This is a genomic window from Cupriavidus sp. SZY C1 (genome assembly GCF_032190535.1).
In the GTDB taxonomy this organism is placed as follows: Bacteria; Pseudomonadota; Gammaproteobacteria; order Burkholderiales; family Burkholderiaceae; genus Cupriavidus; species Cupriavidus pauculus_C.
This window is the reverse complement of record NZ_JAUANU010000014.1, coordinates 117017-135972: the sequence shown is the minus strand read 5'-3', so window position 1 is coordinate 135972 and position 18956 is coordinate 117017. Positions and strand designations below refer to the sequence as shown.

The window sequence follows — 18956 nt, the reverse complement described above, 5'->3', positions numbered from 1 at the left end:
CGCTCAGGCGAGCCGAAGCCGGCGCGGCGTGAAGGCGGCAGGCACGTCCGCGTGCGCCGCCGCAAAACGCCGCCACGTGGCCCGCAGCAGCCGGTCCAGGCCGCTCGCCGAATAACCTGCCGATGGCTGCGCCCGCTTGGCACGGCCGCGCGCCGTGTCGGGATAATCGACCGGCGCAAGCAGCGCCGCCTCGGGCGCGCCGCCGTCCGAAGCCATCTCTTGCCAGTACATGCCCCGGTCCTGCCAGTGAGCCAACAGGGCGTGGCGGACATCGGCGCCCAGTTCGATCTGCTCGCCACCGCCCGCCCGTTTTCCGGGGATGGAAAGCCGCCATGGCTCGGCATCGCTGACCACGTCCGCGTACCGCAACAACGGCAATTCGACGACCCGAAGCCCATGCCGGGCGATCAGCAACGCCGCCGCCAGCGCGGCGCGATCCTGTGGGGTTGTGGCATCCGTCGCCAGCCAATCAAAAAATCTGTGCACGAAAAGACCGGTCGGCGCGGCTGATACATGCGACGCGATCGGCGGATCGGATTCATCCGATGCGGAGTCCGCCGCAGCGGGTACGGACGGGCGCCGACGTGCCCGAGGCGCGGGCCCGCCCGACCGCACGACTCCCAGCACCAGCCGGACCACCCGCAGCGCAGCTTCCCGCGAACGCTCGCCAAGCGGGCCTTCGAACGGACGCCAATGCACCTTGTCGCGGGCGCTCGCGGGGCCGCACCAGAAGTCGGCCGGCTGCGGATCGGCCAGGAATTCGCGATAAGCCTGCAGGTCATCGTCAGCCAGATCTCGCAGCGACTGGCCCCGGCGCGCCGCCCAGAGCAGCAGCCGCTCGGCTTCACGGCGGTAGCTTTTCCAGGTGTTTGGCGACGCCTCTTTGGACCGCAGCCATTGCCGCACCGTACTCAGATCTTCGGCCAGCTTCCGCCGGGTCAAATCCTCTCCCGGCGCCGCCTGGAGCCATTCCAGCGGGGCCGGCGCGGCCATTGCCGTACCCAATGCTGCGTACGTCGGGGAGGCCCGATGCGGCACATCAGACGGGGCCTGGACGAATTCCCGCAGCCGTGTGTCGAGCACCGGCCGCTGCGCCGCCAGCCAACGGACAATCGTCTCGCACGAATGCCGGCCGATGCGTGGCACGTGCCTCCACCAACTGCTGCCGTGGCGATTGGCCAAGTCGACCAGATCCGCGATCGTGTGCACGTTAGCCGACGTCAGCCGGCGCGCCAGGCTGGGCCCGAACCATAGCGTCACCCGATGGGAAGCCTGCGGCCGCCCCTGTCCCAGCTGCTCGATCGACGACAGCGCCTCGACGCGCCGGGTCATCCCGCTATCCGAACGGCCGCGCAGGGCTTCGAACATCTCGGCGATGTCCGGCCGGTCGTGCTGCAAGGCGAACTGCACCAGCCGGTCGCGCAGCGCCAGGATGCGCTGCACCGCCTGGTGTTCGGTCAGTTCGCCGTCATCGTCGGGGTCCAGCAGGTAGCGGTTGGCGATATCGACCGGCCGCATGCCCTGCGCATAGGCGCGCACCACGGCAAATTCGGTGCGGGTGAGCTTGGTTGCGGCGATGGTGTCGCGGTCTTCTGCCACGGAGTCTTTCAGTAAATATGCTGCGAAAGCTACATCACAATGCGTGCGGATAATAGGGCAGAGCGCTGATCACGTTCCGTCGAGCCACGGCGAGAAAGTCACCTAAGTGACTGATTTGCAACCGAAACTTCCGGGTGCCACGCTGAACCGGCCCATTCTGCACATGGAAATGCTATGCAAATTATTTTACGAGAGGTGTGTCATGTCTGGGAAGCGATAGATTCAGCTACGGTTTGGGCCGCACTGGCCGTACCCAGGGGCGATTCGACCTTCACCGCAGGGGGTGAGCCGCGCTCTGCAACCCTGGCAGCGTTGTCTCTGGATGCGCCAGCCGCACAACTCCGCCCAACCCATCAATCCAGCAAACGAATGTTGGGGCGTCTCGTCACAACAGCTCCATTCTTCCCGCCGACAAGCGCAGCTAGCATGTGGACCGGCACACAGCCGAACCCACCTCCGATAACGCCCCACACGCAGAGAAGTCCGTCCCACATCACCCATGCCACCACCCGTGCCGGGAACTCCGTGAGACCACCCAACAACACCCGCCACGCGTCAAAAAACTCCCCGACGCAACCTCTTTCTGCGGCATTGATTTAAAAGGAAATTCATACGCAGCAGTGAGTACGCTCCGTGCGTCGAAGCCTGGAAAACGACGGCACCAGCCACCGTTCTCGAACCGCCGAAAAACGCGAAAAGCGTATACGTATAGGGGGTATACGCATCGACCACACGTCGCGGAGTCATCGTATACGCCATGCGATCCACCCCAAAACCAAGGCCGCCTACATCATTCGTCGAACAAGTTTTGGCTCCCTATTTCAGGGGGCCATTACTAATCCACCGAATAGCGCCGCGCCAAACGAAAAGGGCGTGAAAGCGCCACGAATATGTGGCCCCTTCACGCCCGGAGAGTCAGGCGGTGCTGTCTGTGCGATTTAGTACTCCGTCACCGGCGCATGCACCGGCGCGATCGATGCGTGCTGGGTCTGCGTGCGCTGGGCGGCCTTGTGGACCATCGTGTAGGCGTAGTCGATGCCCATGCCGTAGGCGCCCGAGTGTTCCTTGGCCAGGCCGGTCACCGCGTCGTACGTTTCCTTGTTCTTCCAGTCGCGCTGCCATTCCAGCAGCACCTGCTGCCAGGTGACCGGCACCACGCCGGCCTGGATCATGCGCTGCATGGCGTAGTCGTGCGCTTCCTTGGTGGTGCCGCCCGAGGCGTCGGCCACCATGTAGATCTCGTAGTCGCCTTCCAGCATGGCCGACAGCGCGAAGGTGGTGTTGCAGACTTCGGTCCAGAGCCCGGCCACCACGATCTTCTTGCGGCCGTTGGCGGCCAGCGCGTCGCGCACCTTCTGGTCGTCCCACGAGTTCATCGACGTGCGTTCCAGCGTTTCCTTGCCCGGGAAGACGTCGAGCAGCTCGGGGTAGGTATAGCCCGAGAACGAATCGCTCTCGACCGTGGTGATGGTGGTCGGCACGTCGAAGATCTTGGCCGCCTTGGCCAGGCCGACGACGTTGTTCTTCATCGTCTGGCGGTCCATCGACTGGACGCCGAAGGCCATCTGGGGCTGGTGGTCGATGATGATCAGCTGGCTGTTGCGCGGGGTCAGGACTTGCAGCTTGGCGTTGTTGGCGTTCGACATGATGGGCTCCGGTATAAAAGGTGATTCAATGAATTTGAGTGGTTATTGGGCGGTGCTGGCTTCGCTTCGTCGCGCTTCGTTTCGCTTCGCTGCGTTGTCGCGCCGTCCATGTGCTGAACTATAGCGACCGCCGGCCCGGCGCAAACAGGCTATCGCTGTCATAGTTATTCAAAATAATTGAATCGAGGAGAAAGATAGAAAAAAGGCCGCCCGCAGGCGGCCTCTCTGTCAGGGCTGACCAGCCCTCTCAATCGAGCCGGAATGTCCGTACCACGTCGGCCAGCGTCGCGGCCTGGCCCTGCAAGGCGGCGGCTGCGGCGGTCGACTGCTCCACCAGCGCCGCGTTCTGCTGGACCATCTGGTCCAGCTGGCTGACCGCCACGTTCACCTCCTGGATGCCGCGCGTCTGTTCCCGCGCCGCGCGGGTGATTTCCGAGATGATCTGCGTCACGCGTCCCACGTTGCCCACGATCTCGCGCATCGTCTCGCCGCTCATCCGCACCTGGCCGGACCCGGCGCTCACGCTGTCCACGGTCGATTCGATCAGCGTCTTGATCTCCTTGGCCGCCTGCGAACTGCGCTGCGCCAGCGCCCGCACCTCGCCCGCCACCACGGCAAAGCCGCGCCCCTGCTCGCCCGCGCGGGCCGCTTCCACCGCCGCGTTGAGCGCCAGGATATTGGTCTGGAAGGCGATGCCCTCGATCACGCCGATGATGTCCGACACCTTGACCGCCGCGCGCTCGATGTCGCTCATGGTCTCGATGGCCCCGGCGATGGCCTGGCCGCCGTCCGTCGCCACCTGCTGGGCGGCGCTGGCCGTCTGGTCGGCCTGGTGCGCCGAGCTTTCCGACTGGCCGACCGTCGCCGTGATTTCCTCCATCGACGCGGCGGTCTGCTCCAGGCTGGCCGCGGCGGATTCGGTGCGCCGCGACAGATCCGCGTTGCCCTCGGCAATCTCGTTGGCCGCCACGTGCACCGATTCGCTCGCGTCGCGGATCTGGCGCATCACATGCACGAGCTTGTCGGCGAAGGCGTTGAACGCGCGCGCGATCTGCGCCACCTCGTCGGTGCCGTCGGCCGGCAGGCGGCGCGTCAGGTCGCCGTCGCCGGAGCCGATGGCGACCATCGCATCGCGGATGCCCGACAGCCGACGGAACGATACCGCCGTCACGCCGGCCACGATGGCCGCGGCCGCGCACGCCACGATCACCAGCGACACCATCGACGCAATCAGCACAGACCGCATGCCGGCCGTGGCCTCGGCCTTGTCCAGCGCGATCACGGCCACCCACTCGGTGCCGGCGATCTCGCGGCCGCGCAGCAGCTTGTCGGCGCCGCCGATCCTGGCGTCGATCGGCGCGGCGGCGGACACCAGCGCGCCCAGCCGGTCGCCCTCCAGCGCGGGTACCAGTTCGCCGATGGGCTTCAGCGTCAGCTTGTCGTCGGGATGGGCGACGATCTTGCCGTCGCGCGCCACCAGGATGCCGAAGCTGGCCGGCGTCGGATGGATCGCCCGCACGTTGGCCACCACGGCGTCCATGGCCACGTCGCCGCCGATCACGGCCTTGACGCCGCCGTCGCGCAGCACCGGCACGGCAAATGTCACCACCAGCTTGCCGCTGCTGGCCGCGATATAGGGCGGCGTGACAATCGGCTTGCCCGCCGCCACGGCCTGCTTGTACCAGGGCCGCGCGGTGGGGTCGTAGTCGGGCTTCAGTCCCGCCGCGTCCGAGAACCGGTGGCTCTTGTCCGGATAGCCGACATAGGTCTTGATGAAGCCGCCGGCGCTTGCCACCAGCCTGAGCGCGGGAATCGGATCGTCCTGCAGCGCCGCGTCCTGCAGCGATTCGATCATCCGGGAATGGCCGGAAACCCACGCCGCAATGGCATCCACGTGGCCGGTCTGCACCGCGGCAAGGTTGTTGTCGATGGCCTCGTCGTTATAAGCGCGGGCCACGAACTGGTTCACGATGGCGTTGGCCGCCAGCGCCACGATCACGATGGCCACGGATAGGGCCACGATGCGCGCGCGTAGGGAGGAAAGCATGGTGTCTAACTCTTCTCTCGGGTCGGCCCGGGTCGGGGCAGGAAAATTGCCCACGCATTGACGGCACCCCGGCCGCCGACTTTAGTGCAATGCAACATAGCGCTCCCGGCATCACTTTTATCACTTCCGCACGATCGTTCGCGGCAGAAGCGGCGTTTGCGATACGTTTTGCCGGCGGGTGCCATACAACCAAGGGAAAACCCGTTGCGCCGCAGCATCCGCTTGCAATCACACGACGTGCTGCCTATGCTTAACACCAGAATTCAATTTAATTTGAATCTGTATTCAGAAGGATCTAACGCGTTACATACGCAATCGGGGCGGTCGGACATCCTCCGAGGGAGGGCCAGACGGTTCGGCAGCGTGCCAGAGAGGGCTGGCGCTGCCGCGGCTCGGGAGGTGATGCAGACCGTATGGACATGCAGCCGCGCCATAAGCGGAGCATCTCCAATCAGCGCACCGCGGGACATTCCACACACCGCAGCGGGGCGCCAAAAAGAAGTGAGCGGCCATGGCCACCATCCTGTTGCTTGAGCCACACCCATTGTTGCGTCTCGGTCTGCGCCATCTGTTGGCACAGGCGCATGTACCGGGCGATCTCATCGACCTCGATCCCGCCGGCCTGAACGACCCGGACCCGTGGACACACCACGCCGACCTGCTGCTGTTCGGCCTGCCGGCCGATGCCGAGGCTGGCTGGCAGACGCTGGCCGACCTGTGCCGCCGCCTGTCGCCGCTGCGCGTGCTGGTGCTGGCCGATCATCTGCCCGCGCCGCTGCCCGAAGCGGGCCTGCCCGACGCCGTGCGCGGCCTGCTGGCCAAGACGTGCTCGGCCGATGCGCTGGAAGCGGCCATCCGGCTGGTGCTGGCCGGGGGCGAATGCTTCCCGTCGCAACTGCCGCCCACGCGCGCCGCCGAGCCATCGCTGCCCGACGCCCGCCACGATGCCGCGCCGATCGTCGTGCCGCTGCACGCCGTGCCCGCGCTGCCGGGCGGAGCCACGCCGGCCGCAATGGAAACGCCGGCCGCCGGCGCGCACCTGCTCAATATCACCGAGCGCCAGTACGAGGTGCTGGCACTGCTGGCGCGCGGCTATCCGATCAAGACGGTCAGCCGGCTGCTGAACATCTCGGTGGCCACCGCCAAGACCCACGCCTGCACGCTCTACCAGCGCCTGCACGTGCGCAACAAGGGCGAGGCGGTGTACGTGGCGCTGCAGCGCGGCGCCACGCTGAACTGGACCGGCCCCACGCCGGCCAAGCCGACGCATGTCCCGATGGCGCCCCTGGCCGCGCGGGAGGCCTGTGAGGCCGCCTGACCGCAGTCGCCTGCGCCCGGCCGCCCTTGGCCCACCACCTGTCTGCGCCATCCGCCGCCGAGCCCTCATCCAAAAGCATGAGGCGGCGGCCGGCTGGCGTTGCTAGCTTGTATCTCAGGTCCGGCGCCGGGGGCAGCCATCGGGATCATGGGCATCCCTGAGACCCTCGACGCCATCCGTTCCAAAAGACAACGACGCGCCCCGGCAGGGCGCCCGCCGGCGTACCCCGCCGGCGGATACACGCGTGGCAAGCGCGGATGGCAGACAGATGACGACCTACCTCATCGCCAGCAACGAAATGATGTGCCGCATCCTTGCGCGGCGCATGGAGGCGCAGGACATTCCCTCGCCGGTGCGCTGGCACGGGCCCGAATGGCTGCTGGAGGGCGACGGCGCGGATACCGCCGAGCGCGGCGCGGCCCGGCCCCCATCGATCGACAACCCTGACGCGGCCGAGCCGCTGCCGGCGCAGCCGGTGGAGATGGCGCTGGTCGATTGCAGCGGCGTCGACGGCGATCCGCGCGCGCTGCTGGACCGCGTGCTCCAGCGCCTGGCACCGCGCCGCTGGCTGGTGTTGTCCGACGCGCTCGATCCCACGTTGATGGCCCACGCCGCGCTGCTGGGCGCCAACGGCTGCCTGGCCGTGCCCGCGCCGGTGGAACTGGTCTGCGCGGCGGCCACGCTGGTATGGGCCGGCGGCCAGTGCTTTCCGCGCAGCGCGCTGTCGCTGCTGCGGGCGCTGCATCCGCAGGACGCGCCGGCCGCGCCGGCGGCGCGCTTCATCCCTGCGGTACGGTCCGGCCCGGACGGGACTACTGCCATCGGATGAGGGCGCGCACGCGCTGCGCCGACTATGCTGGATGTGCCCGCGGTCAGAAGCCGGTGCCTTGGCGAGACCGGCCGCCGTGGGGGCAGGGGGTCGTATGGAACGCAGTCTCGATATCCTGGTCGTCCACGGGTTTGCCGTGCGCGAGGGCCGGGGCAAGTGGGCATGTTGCTATGAGATACGGCTCGCCATCATCGGCGGGCCGTTGTTGTACCGGGGCGAACTGCACGGACGCTGCTTCGCCACCGAGGACGCCGCCATCACGGCGGCGCGCGAGATCGGCGAGCGCGAGGCAAGCCGGCATCTCGATACCGCCCGCGCGATGTTCGTCGCGCTGACCCGCCTGCCGCTACCCTGATCCCGCCCCAGCGCCTGCGCGCGCGTACGGCCCCATCGCGCCGGACCAAAAAAGAAGCCCGCCGACCGGGGGACCATGCGGGCTTTGAAATGGCCGCTCACGTGGTGGGCGGCCATTGCATCGAACATAACGAATCGCGGCTACGGACAACATCAACCAGAAGACGCACTGCCCGGGCGGCCCTCAACCCTGCGCCACGCGGCACCGCGCGGCCGTGTGCGCCATGCCTGGTGCGTGCTGGCGGGTCGGCGGCACCCCCGGACACTACGTTCAGCACCGCACATTCGGCTCATGCTTCTGGATGGAGCCCGGTGGCCGGCGGGCCCGTGGCAGCATGGATCGGGCCCCGATCGGGTGTTACGCTGCCGGTTCGCGCGGCGCTCCCGACGTACCCCGCCGCAGCCCACCCACCGCATGTGCCCGACGCAACCGTGAGCCGCTGGCAACTGATCTCGTTCTTCGGTGAATCCGCCTTCCTGCTGCCGTGCGCGGTCTTTCTCTACGCATGGCTGCGCTGGCATGGCGCGCACGCCGTGGCGCGCCACTGGCTGCTCGCGTTCTCGGCCACGGCGCTGGCCGTGCTGCTCTCGAAGCTGGCCTTCATGGGTTGGGGCGTCGGCAGCCAGGCGCTGAACTTCACCGGTTTCTCGGGCCACGCGATGATGGCGGCGGCCATCCTGCCGGTGCTGGCCTGCCTGGCCGTGCCGGCGCGCCATCGCACGCTGAGCTGGCTGGCGGCCGGGGCCGGCGTGCTGCTGGCGCTGGCCGTGGGGCTGTCGCGGCTGGCGCTGCACGCGCATTCGGTGTCCGAGGTGGCCAGCGGCCTGGCGCTCGGGTTCTGCGCCAGCCTGCCGTTCATCGCCCGGCGCGAGGTGCCGCGCGGCCCGGTGGCGATGCTGGTGGCCTCGGGCGCGCTGGCCATGCTGCTGGTGCTGCCCATCGGCGGCGTGGCGGGCGTGACGCACGTCTGGGTCGAGGACATCGCCACGTTCCTGTCCGGCCGCGAGCGGCCGTTCCAGCGCGGCGAGTGGTCGGGCCGGCGGCCCTGTCCCGGCTGCCGCACGCTCGGTGCGCGCCCGTTGTGTGCGCCATCGCTCCAATCCGGCTGACACCCCCGCAGCGGGCCGGCGCTTTGTGCGTCCGCCCACAGACGCCCCGATTGCCGTACGCAACCATGACCCCAGTCATTGATGGATGGACGGGGAGCAGTCATGGCATCGAACTGGGGCGTGGCCGGCGAGCGGCGTAGTGCATTGCACTATCTCTACAGGTTATCGGACGCATTGCTGATCGCGGCGATGGGCGTGCTGATGGGCGAGCTGTACTTCGCGGGCGGCCTGCGCGACAGCGCGCCCGTCAACGGCTTCCTGACCATGCTCTGCGCGCTGGGCGCCCTGGTCGTGTTCCCGGCGTTCGGCATCTACGAATCGTGGCGCGGCCGCAGCCTGGCCGCGCTGGTGCTGCGCATTGCGGCGGCGTGGACGCTGGTGTTCATTACCGGCCTGCTCGGCGCGTTCCTGATCCACCAGATCGGCGCCGTGTCGCGGGTCTGGTCGATCGGCTGGTTCGTGTCGGCCGGCCTGGCGCTGCTGGTGGGACGCGCGGTGATGTTCCGCATGCTCGGCAACGTGCGCGAGCAGGGCATCAACGCCAAGCGCGTGCTGATCTTCGGCTACGGCCCGCTCGGCCGCGAGATGTACCGCCGCGTGCAGCAGTTCCGCTCGGCCGGCTACAGCGTGGTGGGCATCTACGACGACGGCACCGACGCCACGCCGCCCGAAGTGCCCGCGCTGCGCACGCTGGACGAAGTCAGCGCCTTCGTGCGCGGCCAGGGCGTGCGCGAGATCTGGCTGACCCTGCCGATGGCCGCCTGCCGCGACCTGTCCGACGTGGTGCGCCAGTTCCGCAACGACCTGATCGACATCCGCTGGGTGCCCGACGTCTCGTCGGTGGAGCTGCTGGGCCACCGCTTCAGCGAATTCATGGGCCTGCCCGTGATCGACCTGAACAGCCCGCCGGTGTCGGGCATCACGGGCGTGGTCAAGGCCAGCTTCGACCGCGTGTTTTCGTTCGCCGTGCTGGTGGGCCTGAGCCCGCTGCTGCTGGTGATCGCCGCGCTGGTGAAGCTGTCGTCGCCGGGGCCGGTGCTGTTCCGCCAGCAGCGGCTGGGCATCGATGGCCGGCCGTTCGCGGTGTACAAGTTCCGCACCATGCGGATGCACGCGGACCATGGTGTCACGCAGGCCACGCGCGGCGATCCGCGCGTGACGCGCATCGGCGCGTTCCTGCGCCGCACCAGCCTGGACGAGTTGCCGCAGTTCCTGAACGTGCTGCGCGGCGAGATGTCGGTGGTGGGCCCGCGCCCGCACGCGATGGAGCACAACGAGCTCTACAAGGAACTGATCGACCGCTACATGCTGCGCCACCGCGTGAAGCCGGGCATCACGGGCTGGGCGCAGATCAACGGGCTGCGCGGCCAGACCGACACCATCGACAAGATGCGCAAGCGCATCGAGTTCGACATCTATTACATCCAGCACTGGTCGTTCCAGCTCGACCTGCGGATCATCCTGCGCACCGCGCTGCACGGCTGGACCGGCGCTACCGCTTACTGAAGGGCGCCCGGGCACCGGCCCGGTTTGGTGCGACGTCGCACCGAGCGACGCGGCCGGAAGTCGTCAAATGGATCACTCAACGCATTCGGAGACCCCAGATGAAAGCAACCATCCGCAACATACTCGGCGACGTCGCCCGACTCAATGTGCCAGTGGCTTCGCTTGCCGATCATGACGACCTGTACGAGGCGGGGCTTTCCTCGCTGGCCACGGTCCACGTGATGCTGGCGCTGGAGAATGCTTTCGACATCGAGATCCCCGACCGCATGCTGACGCGGCAGCTCTTCCGCAGCGTCGATTCGCTCGCGGCCGCCGTGGAAACCATCCAGAAGCAGGAAGTGGCATGAGCGCCGCGACCAACCGGGTGGCGCTGGCGCACGCCAATCCCGATGCCGGCCCGCTGCTGGCCGCCGCGCGCGACGCCGCCGAGGTGGCCCGCCGCCATGCCGATGCCGTGGACCAAGAGGCCCGCTTTCCGCACGAGGCGTTCGCAGCGCTGCGCGCCGCCGGCCTGCTGGGCGCCATGGTGCCGCAGGCCCAGGGTGGCGCGGGCGCGTCGCTGGCCACGGTGGCCGCGCTGTGCCGCGAACTGGGCCAGGGCTGCGCGTCCACGGGCATGATCTACGCGATGCACCAGATCCAGGTGGCCTGCCTGGTCGATCACGGCGCCGCCAGCGACTGGCACCAGGCGCTGCTGGCCCGCGTGACCGCCGAGCAGTTGCTGCTGGCCTCGGCCACGTCCGAGGAAGCCATCGGCGGCGCGCTGCGCAGCAGCGGCTGCGCGGTCAATGCCGACGGCGACCGCTTTCACCTGCTGAAGATGGCGCCCACGATCTCGTACGGCGCGCACGCCGACGGCATCCTGATCACGGCCCGGCGCCATGCCGATGCGTCGCCGTCCGACCAGGTGCTGGTCTGCGCGATGCAGCCCGACTACACGCTCCAGTCGCTGAACACATGGGACACGCTGGGCATGCGCGGCACGTGCAGCAACGGCTTCCGGCTCGAAGCCACGGGCCACGTGGACCAGGTGCTGCCGGTGCCGTTCGGCGAGATTGCCGATGCCACGATGACGCCCGTGTCGCACATCCTATGGAGCGCGCTCTGGGTAGGCATCTGCGGCGACGCCGTGGCGCGCGCCAAGACGTTCTTCCAGGGCCAGGCACGCGCCCGGCCCGGCACGCTGCCGCCGTCGGCCATGCGCGTGGCCGAGGCCGTGAGCATGCTGGAGATGATGGAGGCGCGGCTGGAAATGGCGCTGGCCCGCCAGCGTGCGCGGCACGCCAATGCGTCGGTGTCCGCGGCGTTCGCACACGCGGCCGGCATGAACGGGCTCAAGACGTCGATGTCGACGATGGCGCTCGATGTCGTGCAGCAGGCGCTGCTGGTGTGCGGCATGGCCGGCTACAAGCAGGGCACGCCGTACAGCCTGGGCCGCCACCTGCGCGACCTGTGGTCCGCGCCGCTGATGATCAACAACGACCGCATCCAGACCAATACGGCCAATCTGCTGCTGGCCGACCGTTCGTGAGGAGTGACCGATGGATGCCCATGCACTGACCGACCGCGCGCAGGGCGGCGCTGCCGGTGAAATGGCCCCGGCGCCCGTCGCCGCGGCGCCCACCTACCTTGACCGGCTGCTCGCCGCCGGCCTGCTGATCGACACCGGCGTCCAGGGCCTGTACGGCCGCAGCGCGGCGTTCGAAGCCATCGCCGACGGCCTGAACCTGGCCATCTCGCGCATCGGCGCCGACCAGCACGCCGAGGTGCTGCGCTTTCCGCCGGCCATGGGCCAGCAGGATTTCGAGACCAGCGAGTACCTGAAGAGCTTTCCGCAACTGGCCGGCACCATCCACAGCTTCTGCGGCGACGACCGCGGGCACCGGCGCCTGCTGGCGCGGCTGGAAGACAAGGAACCGTGGACCGACGAGCAGGCATTCACCGGCGTGGTGCTGACGCCGGCGGCCTGCTATCCGATCTATCCGGTCGTCGCGCGGCGCGGCCCGCTGCCGCCCGAGGGCAAGGTGGTGGACGTGCTGTCGTACTGCTACCGCCACGAGCCGTCGCTGGAGCCCACGCGCATGCAGCTGTTCCGGCAGCGCGAGTACGTGTGCCTGGGATCGCCCGAGCGCATCGTGGCCTTCCGCCAGCTCTGGATGGCGCGCGGCCAGGCGCTGGCCGAGGCGCTGCAGCTGCCCGTGCAGGTGGACGTGGCCAACGACCCGTTCTTCGGGCGCGGCGGCAAGATCGTGGCCGACAGCCAGCGCGAGCTGAAGCTCAAGTTCGAGCTGCTGGTGCCGGTGAACGACGGCGCGCCGCCCACCGCCTGCATGAGTTTCAACTACCACATGGACCACTTCGGCGCGCTGTGGCACATCGGCCTGGCCGATGGCGGCGTGGCGCATACGGGCTGCGTCGGCTTCGGCATCGAGCGGCTGGCGCTGGCGCTGCTCAAGCATCACGGGCTCGATCCGGCAGCGTGGCCCCAACCGGTGCGCGAGACGCTGGGAGACCTGTAAATGTTCGGTGACGGCAAGGCTGTTCGCGCGCGAGGGGGCGCCTATGCATTGCACGGCGGCAATCCGGTCTGGTCGCACGCCAACCGGCATATCGACCTATGGATCGAGCTGCTGCATGGCTGGAACTTCGAACCGATCGCCGCGCTGCCCTTTACCGTCACGCTCGATTTCTCCGGCGACCAGTTCACGCCGTCGAACATCCCGCCGGCCGACCTGGAGCAGCTGTTCGGCATCGTGCGCGACGAGCTGTCCACCTACGGCCGGCTGGAGGCCCACGTGGCGGCGCAGACCAACCGCGGCAACGCCGTGCTGCTGGAGGTGGACAGCTACCAGCTTCCGCAGCCGGCCAGCACCTACCGCCGCCAGCATGCGCGCGCCTGCATCGCCATCGACGTGCTGGTGCCGGACGCCACGGCCGTGGGCTACTACCACCACGACGGCTACCACACCGCCAGCGGCGACGACTACCTGGCGATCTTCCGCACGCCGGCCCACGAGACGATGTGGGGCGTGGCCACGTTCCCGCAGGCCGAGGTGGTGCGCCGGCGCTTTCCAGCGCTGACCGAGGACGACCTGCTGCAGGCATCGGTAGACCTGCTGCGCGGCCATCTGGCGCGCCGTCCGCGCGACAACCCGATCCAGGCGTTCCGCGCCGTGTTTCCCGCGCACCTGGAGCAACTGATGGCGCGCGGCGAGCCGAACTTCCAGATCTACGCGGCCAGCGTGCTGCGGCAGCTCGGGGCCAACTTCGAGCTGCTGGGCCGCTACGTGCGCTGGCTGGTGATGCACGGCCAGAGCCTGCCCGAGTCGGTGGCCGAGGCGTGCTACACGATGGCGTCCGAGGCCATGGTGATGCAGTTCCGCCTGATGCGCGCGGTCATCAGCCGCAAGCCCGATAGCTGCGACGACTGCCTGGAGCAGCTGGAGCTGGCCTACCAGGGCACGGTGCCGGCGCTGGCGGCCCATTTCGGGGAGACCGTCACATGACCGCACGCGATCCGGTACCGGCGCTGCTGCCCATCCTGCGCCCCGGCGTGGCCGTGGGCCGCGCACGCCTGGAAGGCGACTGGACCTTCCTGGAGACGTTTGCCAACGCGGCGGCGCATCCGGGCGAGCTGTCGGAGACCGGGCACTGGCTGCCCGCGCCCGTGCCGGGCACCGTGGCGGCCGCGCTGCGCGCCGCGCGGCGCTGGGACGACACCGCGCCGCCGCCGCTGCACCAGCACGACTACTGGTACCGGCTGCATTTCTCGGGCAGCGGCCGCCGCCTGCTGCGCTGCAACGGGCTGGCAACGATCGCCGAGGTCTGGCTCAACGGCGTGAACGTGCTGACCACGCGCCATATGTTCGCCGCGCACCAGGTGGAGGTGGAACTGGCCGGCGCGGACAACGTGCTGCATATCTGCTTCCGCGCGCTGCATCCATACCTGCGCACGCAGCGCGGCCCGGTGCGGTGGAAGCCGCGCATGATCCAGCCGCCGTCGCTGCGCACGGTCCGCACCACGCTGCTCGGCCATATGGCCGGCTGGTGTCCGCCCGTGCACGCGGTGGGCCCGTGGCGCGACATCGAACTGCTCGATCCGGCCGCCACCGACCTCACGCATGGCGTGCGGGCCGAGCTGTCGGGCAGCATCGACGGCGCCGATGGCATCGTCGCGCTGCAACTGCATTTCCCGGGCGCGGCGCCGGCGCAGGCGACGTTCGCCGCCGTCGGGCCGGACCACGCGGTCTGGCATGGCGAACTGCGCCGCGCCGGCCCGCATACGCTGGCCGGCACGCTACGCATCCCCCACGCGGAACGCTGGTGGCCGCATACACACGGCACGCCCGCGCTGTACCACGTCGACGCCGGCATCGGCGGACAGGTGCTGGCCTGCGGCAACGTGGGCTTCCGCACCGTCACCGAGGACCGCGATGGCGATCCCGGCGCGTTTGCGCTGCGCGTCAACGGCGAACGCATCTTCTGCCGCGGCGCGTGCGTGTCCAGCCACGACCTGCCCGGCCTGGCCGATACCGACGAGGCCGTGGCCCGCTGGCTGCAGCTCGCGCGCGACGCCGGCGCCAACATGGTCCGCGTCAGCGGCGTGACCTGCTATCCCGGCGAGGCGTTCTACCGCCAGTGCGACGCGCTGGGCCTGCTGGTCTGGCAGGACTTCATGTTCGCCAACTTCGACTACGGCAGCGAGACCAGCGCCAGCCCCACGCTGATGGACGATGCGCGGCGCGAGGTGTCGCAGTGGCTCACGTCCACGCGCGCGCACGCCAGCGTGGCCGTGCTGTGCGGCGGCAGTGAGTCCGAGCAACAGGCGGCGATGATGGGCGCGCCGCGCGGCACGTGGCGCCAGCCGCTGTTCGATACGCTGATCCCGTCGCTGGTGGCCGAGCATCGCCCCGACGTGGTCTACGTGCGCAATTCGCCGTGCGAAGGCGCGTGGCCGTTCCAGGCCGATACCGGCGTGTCGCACTACTACGGCGTGGGCGCCTACCAGCGCCCGCTGGCCGATGCGCGGCTGGCCAATGTCCGCTTCACGTCCGAATGCCTGGCGTTTGCCAACGTGCCGTGCGCGCGCACGCTGGCAGACGCGGGGCTGACGCAGCCGCTGCACGACCCGCGCTGGAAGGCCCGCGTGCCGCGCGACGCCGGCGCGGCCTGGGATTTCGAGGACATCCGCGACTTCTACCTGCGCGCGCTGTTCGACGTCGATCCGCCGCGCCTGCGCTACGAGCGCCCGGCACGCTACCTGGCGCTGTCCCGCGCCGTGGTGGCCGAGATCATGACCGACGTCTTTGGCGAATGGCGTCGCGCCGGCTCCACCTGCCAGGGCGGGCTGGTCTGGCAGTTGCAGGACCTGCTGCCCGGCCCCGGCTGGGGCATCGTCGATGCCATGGCGCGGCCCAAGTCGGCCTGGCACGCGCTGCGGCAGGTGTGGCAGCCGCTGCAGGTCATCCTGACCGACGAGGGGCTCAACGGCCTGCACGTGCACCTGATCAACGAGACGCCCGCGCCGCGCACGGTGCGGCTGGCGCTGCGCTGCCTGCGCGATGGCGAACACGTGGCGGAGTCGGCCGTGCGTACGCTGACGCTGGCCCCGCGCGAGACGCGCCGGCTGGTGGCCGCGGAACTGTTCGATCACTTTGTCGACCTGACCTATGCCTACCGCTTCGGCCCGCCGGCCCACGATGTGGTGCTGGCCACGCTGCACGACGACGCGCCGGAAGCGGCGGACGAGACAGGCAACCGGTTGCTTAGCCAGTCCGTTTTCCTGCCCGACCGCCGCGCCGACGCGCTGCAGGACCCTGGCCTGTGCGCCAGCGTGGCGCGCCAGGACGGCGTCTGGTGGCTGACCGTCACGGCCCAGCGCTTTGCACGATGGGTGCACGTGGATGACCACGCGTACCTGCCCGAGTGCGACTGGTTCCACCTGGGACCGGGCGAAACGCGCCGCATCCGCCTGATGCACGAGGGCCCTGGCACGGGAGGTGCGGGCGCCATCCCTTCGGGCGAGGTGGCCGCATTGAACGCCGGCCGGCCCGTCAGCTACGCCGGCTGACTCATCCTTCTCATCCTTCCACCCGCCGGTCCAGCACCGGCGCGGTGGTCCGGCAGGCGCCCCGTCCCATCCCCCCGACGCGGCCACCCCGACGGGTGCCACCGCACGCCCGTGCAGGCGGCCCGTCTCAGCCGTTTTCCTCCATCCAACCTACCAAAGCATGAGCGTCTGACCTATCCGTCTGCCTACTGTCAGGTTTGTGTTCCATGCCACTTAATACAGTCAACAACGAGAGACAACGCCGGGCCTGAAACGCCGGCGGGATTTACGGGTGGCGGCTGGAAGGCCGCCGGGCATTCGCCAGCATGCTTCGGCAACGGGTGGGGCGGCGAAGTCGGGTCACGTCACGCGCAGGGACGCCCTTGCGTGCGGACACCGATGTCGCTCCTGGCACATAGGAGGAAAGAAAAATGATCACGCATCGGTCTGACCTGCACGTCAATCATCTGCTCAACGCTCTGCCCCGCCACGAGTGGGAAGTGTTGTCGCGCCATTTCGAACTCGTCCGCCTGCGTGCAGGGGAACTGCTGACCGATTCGGGCCAGCGCATCGTCCACGTGTACTTTCCCACCACCTCGGTCGTGTCGCTGCTGTCGCTGCTGGAAGACGGCGCCACGGTGGAATTCGCGGCAGTGGGCAACGAGGGCCTGGTCGGCATCCCGGTGGTCACGGGCGGCGACACCATGCCCAGCCGCGTGGAAGTGCGCAGCCCCGGCTTTGCCTACCGCATTCCGGCCCGCGCGCTGCGCAGCGAACTGGCGCACCTGCCGTCGCTGCAGCGCGTGACGCTGCTCTACGTGCAGGCCGTGCTGACGCAGATCGCGCAGACCGCCGCGTGCAACCGCCACCATTCGCTGAACAAGCAGCTCTGCCGCTGGCTGCTGCTGGCGATCGACCGCATGAACTCGAACGAGCTGGTCATCACGCAGCAGGTCATCGCCAACATGCTCGGCGTGCGCCGCGAGGGGGTGACCGAGGCCGCCGGCAAGCTGGAGGACCTGGGCCTGATCCACCACAGCCGCGGCCACATCACCGTGCTGGACCGCTGCGGGCTGGAGCATCACTCCTGCGAGTGCTACAAGCTGGTCAAGCGCGAATACGACCGCCTGCTGCCGGCGCTGACGCTGGCGCACGCCTGACCGGCCCGGCGGGCAGCGCGCCGGATGTCGCCGCATGACCGCGATGTCCGGCCCGCCCGCCGCGCGCCGCGCCGGCGCCACGGGCCGCTAGCCATGCGCCGGATCCACGCTCCCGAAGGACGCCAGCAGCCCGGCCATCACGGTGGCGTAGGCCGCCTCCAGCGTGTCCAGGCTCTCCGTGCACGGATCGGGCCGCCGCCGCGCCAGTGCGCGGGCCAGGCGGAACTGCAGCACCTTGCATTCCGACGCGATGGTCAGCGCCGCCTCGGCCACGTCCGGCGGCGCGCGGTGGCCGTGCTCGCCCAGCCAGTTCAGCCCGTGATGCAGCATCTCGAAGTTCGCGCCAAGCTGGCGCGGCAGGTTGAAGCCATAGTGATGGAAATAGGCGTCGCCGCGCGCCAGGATCGCCGCCACATGCTCGGGAAACTCGGCACGCCAGCGCGCCACCGGGCTCTCGGCCGGCCGGCGCCCCAGATGGCGGCGCAGCAGTTGCGCCACGGCGTTGGACAGCGCGCGGCCCTGCAACGGCGCGCGTACCCGCTTGGCGCATTCCACGTAAGGGAACAGGATGTTGCCGTCGCCCTGCAGCGCCGGGGTCAGGCGCATCAGCCCCTGGTAGTCGTCGCCCTCGGCCATGTGCCGGCCCAGCCCGTGAAAGTAGTGCAGCCGCTGCGCGCCAGTGTCGATCGCGTCGATGGCGATCGTCGTCTTGACGTGGGCGGCGCGGTACGCGGTGGCGCGGGTGTCCGGCAGGTAGAAGCTGTCCACTTCCACCAGCATCGCGTGGCCGCGCCGCACCTGCGCGGCGACGTGCGCCTCCAGCGTGTCGTAGATCGCGCTTTCCTGCACCACCGTGCCATACAGCAGTTCCAGGTCGGCCTGCGGGTACTTGAAGAAGGTGAAGTGGTCGCCTTCGTAGTCCTGCGCCACCGTGAACGGCAGCGCCGCGCACGGGTCGAGGTGCCAGCCGTACAGCAGCTCGATCCACACGTCCATGTAGCAGTTGGTCTCCTGCCAGACCGATGCCTCGCCGTGCAGCAGCCGCTGCGGCGCCACCACCGGGCGGGCCGGCGGCTGCGCGGGGGCGGGGGCGTCGGCCAGCGGCGCCAGCGCGTTTGCTTGCTCCATCTCGTGTCCTCCGTGTCCGTGTCGGATGGCCAACCGTATTGGAGCCCCGTGCGCGCCGGGCATCGGTACGGTGTCCAACAAAGTCGCGCTGGCCGGGGTGCCGCGCACGGCGGGCGGCAGCGTGTGCGGAATCGAACAGAGTCCCGCCGACGCACATTCCTACACTGGCCCCATCCTTCCGGGACACGGGGCGGGCATGCGCGTGGCGTC

The 18956-nt window shown here is 69.1% G+C and carries 15 protein-coding genes; 11 read left to right on the top strand and 4 right to left on the bottom strand.

Going from position 1 to position 18956, the window contains the following annotated elements; translation table 11 throughout:
- Positions 1-3: 3 nt before the first annotated feature.
- The 3 genes from QTN24_RS20450 to QTN24_RS20440 form a co-directional block, all read right to left on the bottom strand.
- Complete coding sequence (locus QTN24_RS20450) at positions 4-1599, bottom strand: phage integrase family protein (protein ID WP_313839366.1); 1596 nt, start codon at positions 1597-1599, stop codon at positions 4-6.
- 938 nt (positions 1600-2537) lie between these two features.
- Positions 2538-3245: a hydrolase gene (locus tag QTN24_RS20445; protein ID WP_124685794.1), complete on the bottom strand. Its 708-nt coding sequence runs from the start codon at positions 3243-3245 to the stop codon at positions 2538-2540.
- 247 nt (positions 3246-3492) lie between these two features.
- Entirely contained in the window at positions 3493-5292 is a 1800-nt protein-coding gene (locus QTN24_RS20440; RefSeq protein WP_313839365.1) for a methyl-accepting chemotaxis protein, read from the bottom strand.
- Between the two features lie 511 nt (positions 5293-5803).
- Here QTN24_RS20440 and QTN24_RS20435 point away from each other — a divergent pair.
- The 11 genes from QTN24_RS20435 (at position 5804) to QTN24_RS20385 (ending at position 17618) form a co-directional block, all read left to right on the top strand.
- Positions 5804-6610 carry a helix-turn-helix transcriptional regulator gene (locus tag QTN24_RS20435; protein ID WP_124685796.1) on the top strand — a complete coding sequence of 269 codons (807 nt, stop codon included), beginning with the start codon at positions 5804-5806 and terminating at the stop codon, positions 6608-6610.
- A gap of 268 nt (positions 6611-6878) precedes the next feature.
- On the top strand, positions 6879-7439 hold the full coding sequence (locus QTN24_RS20430) for a DNA-binding response regulator (RefSeq protein ID WP_253700320.1): 561 nt from the start codon (positions 6879-6881) through the stop codon (positions 7437-7439).
- A gap of 94 nt (positions 7440-7533) precedes the next feature.
- The gene (locus QTN24_RS20425; protein ID WP_124685797.1) at positions 7534-7794 is read left to right on the top strand and encodes a hypothetical protein; all 261 of its coding nucleotides are present in this window, start codon (positions 7534-7536) and stop codon (positions 7792-7794) included.
- Positions 7795-8225: 431 nt separating this feature from the next.
- Complete coding sequence (locus QTN24_RS20420; protein ID WP_313839364.1) at positions 8226-8903, top strand: phosphatase PAP2 family protein; 678 nt, start codon at positions 8226-8228, stop codon at positions 8901-8903.
- A gap of 102 nt (positions 8904-9005) precedes the next feature.
- Positions 9006-10409: an undecaprenyl-phosphate glucose phosphotransferase gene (locus QTN24_RS20415; protein ID WP_124685799.1), complete on the top strand. Its 1404-nt coding sequence runs from the start codon at positions 9006-9008 to the stop codon at positions 10407-10409.
- A 98-nt stretch (positions 10410-10507) separates the two neighbouring features.
- The gene (locus QTN24_RS20410) at positions 10508-10756 is read left to right on the top strand and encodes an acyl carrier protein (RefSeq protein WP_124685800.1); all 249 of its coding nucleotides are present in this window, start codon (positions 10508-10510) and stop codon (positions 10754-10756) included.
- Complete coding sequence (locus tag QTN24_RS20405; protein WP_313839363.1) at positions 10753-11940, top strand: acyl-CoA dehydrogenase family protein; 1188 nt, start codon at positions 10753-10755, stop codon at positions 11938-11940. Before QTN24_RS20410 ends, QTN24_RS20405 begins: the two co-directional genes overlap by 4 nt.
- Before the next feature lie 10 nt (positions 11941-11950).
- A complete protein-coding gene (locus tag QTN24_RS20400; protein WP_313839362.1) occupies positions 11951-12928 on the top strand; it encodes an amino acid--[acyl-carrier-protein] ligase in 978 nt (325 codons plus the stop codon).
- Positions 12929-13915 (top strand): DUF1839 family protein, encoded by a 987-nt coding sequence (locus QTN24_RS20395; RefSeq protein ID WP_124685803.1) that lies wholly within the window; start codon positions 12929-12931, stop codon positions 13913-13915. It begins immediately after the preceding gene.
- The gene (locus tag QTN24_RS20390; protein WP_313839361.1) at positions 13912-16479 is read left to right on the top strand and encodes a glycosyl hydrolase 2 galactose-binding domain-containing protein; all 2568 of its coding nucleotides are present in this window, start codon (positions 13912-13914) and stop codon (positions 16477-16479) included. The genes QTN24_RS20395 and QTN24_RS20390 overlap by 4 nt, the downstream gene beginning before the upstream one ends.
- Positions 16480-16889: 410 nt before the next feature.
- A complete protein-coding gene (locus tag QTN24_RS20385) occupies positions 16890-17618 on the top strand; it encodes a Crp/Fnr family transcriptional regulator (RefSeq protein ID WP_124685805.1) in 729 nt (242 codons plus the stop codon).
- Between the two features lie 87 nt (positions 17619-17705).
- Here QTN24_RS20385 and QTN24_RS20380 read toward each other — a convergent pair whose 3' ends face one another.
- Positions 17706-18746, bottom strand: a complete 1041-nt coding sequence (locus QTN24_RS20380) for a DUF1839 family protein (protein ID WP_313839359.1) — start codon at positions 18744-18746, stop codon at positions 17706-17708.
- Positions 18747-18956: the final 210 nt, after the last annotated feature.